Origin of the sequence: Weissella fangxianensis, from assembly GCF_024718545.1 — a bacterium.
GTDB lineage: Bacteria > Bacillota > Bacilli > Lactobacillales > Lactobacillaceae > Weissella > Weissella fangxianensis.
The window spans coordinates 1-12,180 of record NZ_JAMXDB010000005.1; the positions used below are offsets into that span (position 1 = coordinate 1).

The window sequence follows — 12,180 nt, forward strand, 5'->3', positions numbered from 1 at the left end:
CGTATTTTATAAGGCGGAATACCTTGTAGATACATTGTGACAGCTTCAATTTGTACTTCTTTTGAAAACATAGTAAAACCCCGTAAGTTTTGGAAATTACTCCAACTTACGGGGTTCAGTTCAAAACAAGCAAATTGTTTCAACCTTTTTGTACTAAAGATATATTCATTACAAGACTGTAAATTGATGGTCTTTCAGTGCTATTTGAACATCTGCCTCTTTGGCAATCTCGCGATCATGTGTAATTAAAATGACCGTTTTACCGTAATCATGAGCTAACTCTTTAAACAAGTTAACAATGATTATTGAATTCTCATGGTCTAAGTTTCCTGTCGCTTCATCGGCAGCAACAATTGGTGCATCAACCAGTAGCGCCCGAACGATAGCAACACGTTGCTGTTCCCCGCCAGAAAGTTTCTGAACATTTTTAAAAGCCTGCACTTGATTAATACCGACTCGCGCTAACTGCTCTAAAATATATTGACGGTCACCTTTATGTGACGAACGCGTTATTGCCAAAGCTGTTTCAATGTTTTGGTAGGCTGTCATTGACGTTAATAAATTATACGATTGAAAAATCGTTGCCACATAACGTTGCCGGTATTTGGTTAAGCCAATTTTGTTAATTGATACGCCATCAATCGCTATTTCACCTGCACGCGGTACATCCAGACCAGCTAGAAAGGATAAAATCGTCGTCTTTCCTGAGCCAGACTCACCAATGATCGCATAAAACTTGTTAGATTCAAATGTTAAATTGACATTACTGTAGAGTTTGTTGGACTCATCAGTATACCAATGCGCTAATTTTTTAGTAGTTAATATCATTTCATCTTCCTTAACTCTCTGGTTAATCCGCTTGTAAAATTTTCTTCGGTTTTAGTCGTAAAATCGTCATGCCAGCACCACTAACTGACAACAAAGCAATCAAGATTGCAATACCACCTAACTCAGCAACTGCCATTGGCGTTAAGACAGTATTGATAGTCATTGGTTTTGTCGCTGATTGACCCATTGCACCATCGGTTATTTTGCCAGTAGCTGGTGCCCCATTGCCTTGGTGGTCTGATTTGTTTATATCGCCACCAGGGGCACCTTGTTTCATCGCAGACTGTTGCGAACTTTGCTGTTGTGAAACCAAACGTTCTGAAATTGGTCCAGAAGCTGCTGTCCCGGCAGCTGTCGCAATACCTAACGCCACAACCAAAACAATTAACAATTCCGTAAATAACTGAGCAACTACCTTAACCTTAGTCTCCCCCAACGCGACTAAAATACCAATTTCATGCCGACGTTCACGTGTCATTAAGAGAATAATCAAACCAAGTATCAAAGCACCAGCAATCGCAACTACCCAAACAATCTTTGCAGCAAAGTTCGCAACGCCTTTCATTTGTTTGGCTGCTGACTTGTATGCCGCCGCATCGCTTGTTAGCGTCATGTTTGAATCATTCAAAATCTGCTTAGCTGCTTTAGTGAAGGCCTTTGTCTTTGATGAATCGGTCATCGTGTAGGTTACATTTGAAACTTTTCCTTCAGTACCAGCCAATTCATTCGACAAAGTATACGAGGCATAGATTGTATTTGAAGGATCTTGGTGTGAAAAACCATTCGTGGTCGTTTTAGCGTTATAAATACCGACAATCTTCACTGATGTTTTCTTTGATGCATCCGAAGTATTGGCAAATTTAATGCGATCGCCTACCTTTAAATTATTAGCACTGGCTAGTTCAGATTCGATGACAACATTATTTTTATTTTCATCGCTGGCCTTGATACCTCGTCCACTGATCATCTTAGCTGTACCATCCGCAAAATTAGATGAACCAGCTGACGTACTAACACCATTAATTTGGATGCTCCCATTACTTGATGAGTTACCGAAAGGCCCACCCATACTTGAAGCAGACGAAGTCGAAACTGCATTAAAACCACTGGCGTTAACAGAAGCACTAGTTGATATATTGTATGATGCTACATTTGACAGTGCAGCAATCTTTTTAACTTTTGCAATTGTTGTTGTCGCCTGAGTGAACGATGGCTGCTGATTACTTTTCGATGAAGATGATGACATTTTTTTCTGCATCTTTTGCATCATCTTTTCTCGATTTTGTGACAAGGTAACAGTCGATCCAACTGAATTAGTCGCTGTCTTGGCCGACATTAATGCGGCATTTTGAATGATTAATCCTGCCATCACAAACATCAAAACAACACTAGCAGTAATTATCAGCAAAACGGTCCGTCCTTTGCGGGACCACAGGGTAATCCCTGCTCGTTTAATAAAATTCATGTTTTTGACTCCACTTCCGAATAATTTATGAGGTTTGAATAATTTTATTCTATGTGGACGAACTTTCATAAATGTTAAACTAGGCTCAACTGAAACTTAATAAGTGTCCATATTATCGCAAACCAACTTTTCTTATCCCACCCGCTTATATTTTTGTACCAAATACAGGATTGTATATAAAAACGCTTACATTATTCGGGATGTTTCATGTATAATATTCTTGTAAGTAATTCTAAACTCATTTATTTGAAAGGGGGATAATATAATGGGAAAATTTACAGATAAGGTAGCAATTGTCACTGGTGGTGCATCAGGAATTGATTTAGCAACTGCCAAAGAATTAATGGCAGAAGGTGCTAAAGTCGTCATTTCGGATCTATCTGATAAAGGATCAGACGTTGCGGCTTCATTGGGGAATGAAGATCAAGTTATTTTTATAAAAACTAATGTCACTGATGAAGACGACATTAAACACGTTATTTCAGAAACAGTTGCTCATTTCGGCTCATTAGACATTATGGTTGCCAACGCAGGTATTGCACGTGATGGTAATATTACAGACATGTCTTATGACCAATGGCGTTCGACGATCGACATCAATTTGAGTGGTGTTTTCTTGTCTGATAAGTATGCCATCGAGCAAATGCGCACACAAAAAAACGGTGGAGCCATTGTTAACATGGGGTCAATTCATAGCTTCGTTGGAAAAGTTGGTGTGACAGCCTATGCATCTGCCAAGGGTGGTGTTAAGTTGCTAACACAAACTTTGGGAGCAACCTATGCTTCAGAAGGTATCCGTGTTAACGCTGTTGCACCAGGATACATTGACACACCATTACTCGATGGTCATGATAAGGCATCCCTAGTGAACTTGCATCCAGCAGGTCGTCTAGGAAAGCCAGAAGAAATTGGTAAAGCAGTTTCGTTCTTGGCAAGTGATGATGCATCATTCGTTAATGGTACGACCTTACTAGTTGATGGTGGTTATACAGCCATCTAAATAAAATTGAATGACCGATTAATGTTGGTCTAAGAAGAAGAGGTTGGGACAAAACAACGGTCCCAACCTCTTTGTGCTAAAAATGCATTAATTATAAGGCTATAAATTTTATAGCATAAACGCGTTCCAAAAGTCTGAAGCCTCAATGTAACACAATTTACGCCATTCTTGTCCTTCGCTTTGCTTCGGCCAAAAATGACGCAAATTGTGTTACACACCGGCTTCAAAGCGACTTTTGTCCCGCTCTCTTTTATATTAGTTTTATTAGTTAGTAGATTGTTTTAAAAGACATCAAAAAAAGAACCCTACTAACCGAAATTAGTAAGGTTCTTTTAATCGCTAATTACTTAGCAATGATTTCTTTGTATTCTTCACGAGATACAACTGATACTTGGCGCTTGTCACGGCCCATACGACCGAACTTTACAACACCATCAGTCAGTGCAAACAATGTATCATCGTTACCGCGACCAACGTTAACACCTGGGTAGATGTGAGTACCACGTTGGCGGTAAATGATTGATCCAGCTTTGATTTCTTGTCCGTCGGCACGCTTTGTACCTAGACGACGACCAGCTGAGTCACGACCGTTGGCTGATGAACCACCACCTTTGTGGTGAGCAAGCATCGTCAAGTTATTCAAATTTAATTGCATGATTTAAATCCTCCTATCCGATGGCTTAGGCAATTGAGTCAATGACAACCTTAGAATAAGGTTGGCGGTGACCTTGCTTAGCATGTGAGTGCTTCTTTGGCTTGTACTTGAAAGTAACAACCTTCTTTTCCTTACCTTGCTTCTCAACAGTTCCTGAAACAGTAACACCTTCAACGTAAGGTGCACCTACTTTGCCATCAGCGAAGACAACTTTGTCAAAGACAACCTTGTCACCTTCTGCGGCATCCAACTTCTCGACGTAAATTACGTCGCCGGCAGAAACTTTGTATTGCTTTCCACCGTTCTCAATGATTGCATATGCTGCCATGAGTCTGTAGACCTCCATAAAAAATTTTTGTAAAAACTTAGACTCACCAAAGCCCGCGAACTCAAAGAATTGCTTAATACAGGCCATGAGTGGTTGCAGTTTGTGAGATTCCACAAACACAACGTAAACTATTATAACCTAGTCAACACACAAATTCAATGATAATGCGTTAGTTCAAGTAAATAAGTATTACAAATACAAAAATAGCCTTGGGAGCGTTGATTTATCAACATTCCCAAGGCCATATTGATGCAACTGGTGGGACTAGCGAATGTTATTACTTCAACGATTGTACACCTATTGCAGTAACTATGCGGTAATTTTTTCTACCTATACAAAAAACCGCAAGACTGGGAAACTTTAATTAAGGATAAAGAAAATATTGTTGTCTATATATGGTATATTAAATTTGATAAATTTTCGGAGGTGTAACATGAAAAAGCATATTCAGCCAATAATTATCATTTTTCTTGCTTCTATATTTGTAGTCAGTCCAATTATTTTAAATAAAACTCCAGTTTTAGGAGTTGATGGATATTTTCACTACGGAAGGATATATGAAGCTGCAATGCAAATTAAACACTTTAATTTTTCAGTGCTTAATCTGTACTCGTTTCAGCAGTCAGGGCGTATAGTAAATGAAGTTTATAGTCCTTTTTTGACTTATGTACTCGGTATCATACTATTGTTGTCTGGTTCTTGGTTAAAATTTCAAGTCATCATAAATATTTTAGTACTTTTTATTGCTGGCATTTCTGCATACTATGTTTCTATAAGACTTCATTTAAACGAGAAATTTAGCATCGCTTTAGGAATTATTTATTTAACTTCTAACGCTGTTGCCTCTTTTCTAATTGTTACCGGTTGGCGTTCAATAGGGTTAGCTTTCTTGCCATTAATGATCTTACCTATATTTGACATGCTACAAGGTAATTTTAAATTAAAAAATTCACTTATATTGGCATTAGCCGTAAGCATACAAGTTCAGGGACATTTGCTAAGCGCTGCATTTGCAGTTCCTGTCTTAATTGCTCCTTTTGTTATTGGATTCATTCAAACACATAATAAGTGGTTGATGATACGCTATTTATTCATCTCTATTGCTTCAACCATTTTATTATGTTTAAATTCAATTTTGCCTTTTCTACAACTATCAAAAAATAATATCTTAGTACCACCTACTAAAATAGACGTTACTAATGCTATTTTCAATCCATTTAATGTGTTCACAAATAACGATATTCCTTTTTTTGGTAATCGTGTTTCTTTTACAGATAATATTTTGGCTATACTAGTTATTCTAGGTATTACAATTGTCATCTTATACTGGAAAAATGTATCTAACCTCAGCAAAGTGCTTACTCTCTCTGGGTTTACCTATTTTTTTCTAGGTAGCAACTTAATGCCATGGCCTACTATTCAACATCACGTTCCAGTTATCTTGAATTTCTTACAGTTCTCCTTCAGATTCACTGTTCTGGGAGATGCTTTTGTATTGATTGGTGCTCCATTAGCAGTAAATGAATTGATTAAAAATCTTCCTGATACATTTAAAAGAACAACAGAATTACTTCTTGTAATGTTATCCATTACTAGCGTTATAAATCTAGCAGTAAGTGTATCAGATAATGTTATTTCAAATTACAGAAAAACTACTACTGTCGCACAAAGTGCCGCAATCAATCCAAAAGATTTGAGGCTTAATCCAATGGATGGTCATCCAGTGAATACAACAACTGATCTAAGAGCAGCTTGGAGTAATCGAGACTTAAGTCAACTCATAAATACAGTAGATCGAACAACGCCAGATTACTTACCTATTACTAAAGTCAACAATAATGAAGATTACTATGGACTATATACTAAACATGTTTTAGAAAAACACAGTTTATTTAATAAAAATGTACGATCACATGGAATTTTGCATATTTCTTGGTCCCAAAATAAAGCACACCAAATTGAGGTACCTGCCTTTATATATAAAAATACAAGTGCATATCTTAACGGCAAAAAATTAAATGCTACAACTATTTCTAAGACACCAATTGGAACAATAAATCTTAATGGTGTTAAAGGTAAAAATTCACTTACACTACAATATAAAACTAGTCACATATTTAATCTTATGGTCATCGTGTCTGATTTGAGTTGGTTAATTTTAATTGGTTATTTTATATTTATGAACACGTTGGTAAGATCTGATAAAGAAATATCTAAATCAATACCACAGTAAACACAAAAAGCCCACTAAGCTATTCAATCGAATAACCTAGTGGGCTTTAATTTTATTTAGCTAATAATGAATTGGCATTGTACCAAACGTTGCCATATCGTCCTTCAACAATACCAGCACCATTTGAGTTGTTATCGTATTGATCAATCGTTCCGTAGTTGTAACCACGCATGAACTTAACCTGATCACCTACGCGAGTTGCTGCATAGTTACCACGAGTCACATTATCCAACATTGCTAGCGGAATACCATTAGCCGTCCAGTTAGCATCCTTGCCACCTGCCAGGTCATAGTTGATAGCTTGCCACATGCCATTTGCATAAGCGATCTTGTCAACACGGAATGACTTGTAAGCCGTGAAGCGATTACCAGCGTTCTTAAATTTTTTGATAGCTGATGTGTCCTTATTCACTACTGGCTTAGATGGTGTCACGTTTGGCACAACAACATCCTTATCAGTACCTGCCGTGAAGAAATTGTCGTACAGAATTGAAGCATCAAAACGCCCTAATGAACTAGCGAAACGTTGATTAGACGTCCATTGCCATGCGTGTTCAGTTGAGTAATGCTTCATGGCTGATGTTGGCACGTATGGATATTGTGCGATCCACGCTTTTTCACCTGCAGGGCTTACTGCTAATGCTGAACCACCGGTATAAGTCGTTGAACGATAACCATAGGCACGAACACGGTTCTCAAAAGCATTCGCTACTGATTGCATTGCTGAGCCCATGCGCAATTGATAAGGTTGCTCAATATCAACTGCTAGTACGGCACCAACTGGCAAACCGTCCGCCTTAGCCATTCGTGCTGCATAGTCAGCCTCTTGGATAGCAGCAGTGGTTGTTGTTGCATGTAGATAGTGATACCCGTTAATGTACACACCAGCTTGCTTAGCAGCAGCAATGTTACCTCGTGCCGTGTAATCATGAAAGCCAACACCTTCACTGATTTTAGTAGTGACAGCTTTCAATCCATAGTTGTTACGCATATAGACGAACTCTGGTGATGTCATTTGACCATTGTGGTTAGATGTGTCGACCATATCCACACGAGGTGTATCAGCATGGGCAGTAGTTTCACTAACGCCACCTAACGCTAAGATTGCCCCAGCGGCTAAGACAAGTGTCTTAATTTTATTCATCTGTCATTCCTTTCAGTTTTGTGACTGCCAATTCAATGACAGTATCCAATTGCTTGTCATCAAACTTCACGCCTAACTTGTTGGCGCTTAATCGTTCAGCTAAAAATGACATTGCTGACTTTTTCTTATCCGTTGAACTGTGCAGATGAGTTTCTGCATATTGCACCGCCTGCATTGCCCACTCGTTGAGTAGTAGCAAGTTCTTATTCTTTGTGTGGGCAACTAAAAAACGGCTACCAGAGTAAGCCAGTGCCGTTAATAAACCTGTATTCCAAAGGAACAATATGATGTTCCCGATTTGTTGTAAATTCAATTGTTTTCATCCCTCTCCTTGTGCATTTGAACAGCTTCATCAACCAATGTTCCCTGCTGTTGTTTGATTGGTAAATCCATGACACGTCGATACATTGCTTCACCAGTTCCATTACCACCTAAGTTGTGATATGGATCATATAGATGAATGTAGTTATCAATATCGTCAACTGTCGCCCAAACTTGATGTAACAAATGCCTACCTTCCTGATACACACGGTCATGTAAAACAGATAATGAAGCTTCATCTTGCTGCTTCACCTTATCCACTAAAACCTGATGTTCTCGTTTGTAGACATCAATTAAAGGTTGCGTTGCCTGTTCAATCGCTTTGATCAAATGTTCATCTTTTCTTTTTCGTCTCTGCCGAGACCAATTACCAATTGACTTGAATATTGGTAGTGCTGAAATAGCGCCGATTATTCCAACGATTACTGAAATCTCCGTGAGACGTTGGTCAAATGTACTTGTTAATAACCACAAATTACCCTCCTTAAATTTGTGCATTAAAAAACACCTAGTAAATCACTAGATGATTAATTAATTGGGTAACAAACCTCGAATGACGCTTTTGTCCCAGAATCTTTTCCTGATGTAGTAGATGATGCCCGTGAAACTTGACCTTTATCATCCACCATAAAGTTTCCAGACTTGCCAGCAGCAAACCAAGATTGCCAAATATCATGAGACGGCATGTACTCAGACGGCAAGGTAAAGAAGACGCTTCCCACATCTGCCACCACGTTTAGTATCTCAATATACACAATGCCATTTAGTAATCGGTAACGTGCAATATCGGCTTTTGCGCCATTTGTAAGTGTCATATTCTTCCACCCTGAATCAGTCATCAAGGTACCACCAATCGTGGTGTTACCAGAAAACGTCTTGTTACCTGCAACGGTTTCATTATTAGTATTGTGAACTACTTGACTATCTTGTGCCAGTAGGGTAGAAGTTGGAGTAATTAAAGGTGTCCAACCAGAACCTGTATACTTATCAAGGTATCCACTACTTGATAAGCGGAACGCTGGGGCAAGTGTTGGGTAACCTGCTTGCTGACCTGGCATGAAGTAGATATAACCATCTGAAGCGATAATTGTATGCTCATTACCGTGGTCGGAAATAGGTAAACCAGAGGCTGATGTATCAGCTAACCCATCATTGATGGCATCACCAAGTCCTTTTGCAGACTCTCCACCACCAACAATCGTAAGCCCCCCTGCGCCCAAAGCGACACCACTTCCATGACTAAACCCAGAGTAGTAGTGTCCAATGGCTTGTTTAATATTAAGATTTGTATCGTTCATCTCAAGGAATGGGGTAGCACCTGCTGAAGGGACGTGTTTGTATAACCAATCTGCCTCCATGATATGACTGACTTTTACGTCAGTAAAACTTTTTGTTCCTGTTGCCGATTGGTCCCCTGTGGTATTAACAGTCTTGCTGTAGTCCACAACACCATCTTTACCAGCAGGACCTTGCGGACCAGTATCCCCTTTATCACCTTTTGGTCCTTGGATACCTTGTTTTCCCTGTATTCCTTGCGGACCTTGTGGACCAGTGTCTCCCTTATCACCTTTGGCAATCGTCTTCACATAATTAGCAACTGTTTTGTCCATTGCTGTTTTGACATCTGCTAAAACAGTATCAAATGTTACGTACGGGACTGTATTTCCTTTTAAACTGCGTAAATTTTTAACCACAGTAAATGAAATTGTACCTTCTGATGGGTAAATTTCTACATCACCATCATCATTGGTTACACGAATTTCTAATTGATAGTCATCAGGGGTTAGTGTCGTTAATTTTTCATCTTTAAAGTCAACCCATACTTCCGTTCCAGCATTTACTGGTGTCGTATCAAATAAAAAACCGCTGTCGTTGGCAACGGTTAAGGTTAATTTTTTACCAGAAACATCCTGGACTGAGTTATCGTTCCATAAGCGAAATCTAAATATCGTAGCTGTATCAGAAACTTTATTAGATATATCGCCTAAAATTTTAACTGTCTTCATGTATCCCTCCGATTAAATGTAATAGGTCAGGCTACCGTTTACCCAATCACCATCATTATTGCTGTCACCTTTATCCCAATTAAGACCAGTCTTAACTGTTGTATTTGGATAATCACCTTTACCATCAATATCAAAAGTTGAGATAGTGATTGATTCAGTTCCTTTAGTCATACGAGTAGCTGAAATACCCCAAACCGCTGAATGAGGCATTGCCCACTTTGGCAATTTTGCAATGACCTTATTCTTAGTACGTGTTCCACCATAGACTAGAAAATGTAGTTGAATTTTTTGAGGAGCAATTTCAGTAACATAAGCATTAAAATTTCCTGCAGGATGGTTCTTCCAACCATTAACCAACTGTAATTCTTCGTATCGTAATTCCCCAGATAAACTATTAGTGGTAATAGAATCGACACCCCATGACAACAATTTTTCTCGCTTCGAATCATCATTTGGCGTCCATGCTCCAACATTCAAATTGCGATTATGAGCGTCAATAACATTTTGTGCAGTTAGACCTGCGATGTTTACATCGACACCTGAATTAACACCCAAAGCAACGGCATCATCAAGAATCTGTTTTGTTACCTTATTAACCAGATAAGATACTTCCACTACTGGTAGACGTTTCTTTACCTCTTGTAGTGAGCCATAATCAAATGAGATAAACATCATTTCATTTTGTACATTGAACTTCTTAATGATTTTAATCAGGGAATCCCAATTGGCAGCGGTGTAATTGTCAGTAGAATCTTTCTTAATTTCAATAACTGGAATAATTCGCTTGTCTTTTGCAATGGTCAAAGCTTCTTCTAATGTTGGAATAACCAACTCAGAAGTTTCATATTGTCCTGCCTTACTTCCATTGCTAATTGGTATCTTACGCAAATCGGCAAAATTATATGAACTAATGGCACCAGACTTAGTGGTCATACGGTCAATGTTGCCATCATGCATAACCACCCAATGGCCGTCTTTGGTTACATGAATGTCAATTTCCATACCAGAATGATTAGCAATTTTACGCATGGCTACCAAAGAATTTTCTGGTGCAATCTTTTGCGCCCCACGATGTGCAAAGAATTTCGTTCCAACTTTAAAGGCTGGATGTGATAGTGCTTCCGCGTACGTGTGGCCGCCAAATTTATTGGCATCATCTGCTTTACCATGGAGATCACCGGTTACATCACCAGTCACCTTTCCTTCAACAGTTCCTTTTACAATAACGTCTTTATCAAACGTATTATTTTCTTTGAATTCATTAGTCTTATTCTTAACCGCCACTTCATTACTATTGATTGTATTCACATAATCATTAATCGTTGCCTTCAGCTTGTCATAAGCTGACTGAAAGCCATCTAACTTACCTTTGACTTCATTAATAATTTTTTGAATTGAATCGATATAATCTTGTGATGCACGCGTAGAAATGACGATACCATTTTCAAACACAGTGAACATAATCGGAATGGTAGAAACAACTGTATTTTTATTATCAGTAACTGTTAAAAAGGCTTCTTTAATATCACCCACTGCTTCATACATTTCATTTGGAATATACATTGAAAATAAGCCAGCAGTCGCTGAAATCATCTCATTAATACCATTGATCACCTTAATTTTATCAGCTGAATCGCGAGCTTTTAATGTCACATCTTGGTTAGTTAAGTCATGTGGCAATCCATTGTCTTTCATTGCAAAGTATACAATGCGGCCGTTATCACCTTGTCGACCACTCAAATCTTCCACCACTGTTGAATCCGTTTTATTTAACGTTGTATCAACTACTGTATATCGGCCTTGTTTTTCTGCCATAATTTTACTCCTTCATTAGTTTGTTTAATTCCATAATTTGATTAAAAGTATCTAGTGATCTATTCAATTCGATTAATGTTTTTTTGTAGTCGTCAACCAAAAGGTTCAAATCACTACCTTTATTTGTATAGTAAATTTTTTTAACATTAATATTTCCAAATGGATTCATGTGATATGACGTTAAAGTATCCACTAACAAGTTATGCCATCTTATTAATTGATCTAATGTATCAATTAAATAAATATAGGTTTTTTCATTAACCACAGTAATTCCAAAAGGGCCACCGGAAGTTGGTGGATAATTTATCATATATAGCTCATACAACCTTTTATGAAGTTTGTATAATGCACCATCCACATCATTCAATTTTTCTGTGTCGAACAT

The 12,180-nt window shown here is 38.2% G+C and carries 12 protein-coding genes and 1 other annotated feature; of the genes, 2 read left to right on the top strand and 10 right to left on the bottom strand.

Annotated elements, in window-relative coordinates:
- Positions 1-168: 168 nt before the first annotated feature.
- Both NGR58_RS02465 and NGR58_RS02470 read right to left on the bottom strand, forming a co-directional pair.
- Positions 169-828, bottom strand: coding sequence for an ABC transporter ATP-binding protein (locus NGR58_RS02465; protein WP_258088116.1), 660 nt, complete (start codon positions 826-828; stop codon positions 169-171).
- Positions 829-850: 22 nt separating this feature from the next.
- Entirely contained in the window at positions 851-2,293 is a 1,443-nt protein-coding gene (locus NGR58_RS02470) for an ABC transporter permease (RefSeq protein WP_258088117.1), read from the bottom strand.
- A gap of 265 nt (positions 2,294-2,558) precedes the next feature.
- Here NGR58_RS02470 and NGR58_RS02475 point away from each other — a divergent pair, with 265 nt between their 5' ends.
- Complete coding sequence (locus NGR58_RS02475; protein ID WP_258088118.1) at positions 2,559-3,293, top strand: SDR family NAD(P)-dependent oxidoreductase; 735 nt, start codon at positions 2,559-2,561, stop codon at positions 3,291-3,293.
- Positions 3,294-3,636: 343 nt separating this feature from the next.
- Here NGR58_RS02475 and rpmA read toward each other — a convergent pair whose 3' ends face one another.
- Positions 3,637-3,948, bottom strand: a complete 312-nt coding sequence (rpmA, locus tag NGR58_RS02480) for a 50S ribosomal protein L27 (protein ID WP_115470288.1) — start codon at positions 3,946-3,948, stop codon at positions 3,637-3,639.
- A gap of 25 nt (positions 3,949-3,973) precedes the next feature.
- Positions 3,974-4,276 (bottom strand): 50S ribosomal protein L21, encoded by a 303-nt coding sequence (gene rplU, locus NGR58_RS02485; protein ID WP_075270165.1) that lies wholly within the window; start codon positions 4,274-4,276, stop codon positions 3,974-3,976.
- Between the two features lie 29 nt (positions 4,277-4,305).
- Positions 4,306-4,381, bottom strand: a sequence feature (ribosomal protein L21 leader region).
- A gap of 328 nt (positions 4,382-4,709) precedes the next feature.
- Between rplU and NGR58_RS02490 the strand changes: the two genes are divergently transcribed.
- Positions 4,710-6,509 carry a hypothetical protein gene (locus tag NGR58_RS02490; RefSeq protein ID WP_258088119.1) on the top strand — a complete coding sequence of 600 codons (1,800 nt, stop codon included), beginning with the start codon at positions 4,710-4,712 and terminating at the stop codon, positions 6,507-6,509.
- Between the two features lie 52 nt (positions 6,510-6,561).
- Here the strand turns inward: NGR58_RS02490 and NGR58_RS02495 are convergent, their stop codons facing one another.
- Genes NGR58_RS02495 through NGR58_RS02520 form a run of 6 tightly spaced genes read right to left on the bottom strand, consistent with a single transcriptional unit; the run spans position 6,562 to position 12,180 of the window.
- Positions 6,562-7,653 carry a GH25 family lysozyme gene (locus NGR58_RS02495; protein WP_258088120.1) on the bottom strand — a complete coding sequence of 364 codons (1,092 nt, stop codon included), beginning with the start codon at positions 7,651-7,653 and terminating at the stop codon, positions 6,562-6,564.
- Positions 7,646-7,966, bottom strand: coding sequence for a phage holin, LLH family (locus NGR58_RS02500; RefSeq protein WP_258088121.1), 321 nt, complete (start codon positions 7,964-7,966; stop codon positions 7,646-7,648). Before NGR58_RS02500 ends, NGR58_RS02495 begins: the two co-directional genes overlap by 8 nt.
- Positions 7,963-8,472, bottom strand: coding sequence for a hypothetical protein (locus NGR58_RS02505; RefSeq protein ID WP_258088122.1), 510 nt, complete (start codon positions 8,470-8,472; stop codon positions 7,963-7,965). The genes NGR58_RS02500 and NGR58_RS02505 overlap by 4 nt, the downstream gene beginning before the upstream one ends.
- 29 nt (positions 8,473-8,501) lie before the next feature.
- Complete coding sequence (locus NGR58_RS10205; RefSeq protein ID WP_262092840.1) at positions 8,502-9,980, bottom strand: collagen-like protein; 1,479 nt, start codon at positions 9,978-9,980, stop codon at positions 8,502-8,504.
- Positions 9,981-9,992: 12 nt separating this feature from the next.
- On the bottom strand, positions 9,993-11,795 hold the full coding sequence (locus NGR58_RS02515) for a glycerophosphodiester phosphodiesterase family protein (RefSeq protein ID WP_115470283.1): 1,803 nt from the start codon (positions 11,793-11,795) through the stop codon (positions 9,993-9,995).
- A gap of 4 nt (positions 11,796-11,799) precedes the next feature.
- Positions 11,800-12,180: a hypothetical protein gene (locus tag NGR58_RS02520; RefSeq protein WP_258088123.1), complete on the bottom strand. Its 381-nt coding sequence runs from the start codon at positions 12,178-12,180 to the stop codon at positions 11,800-11,802.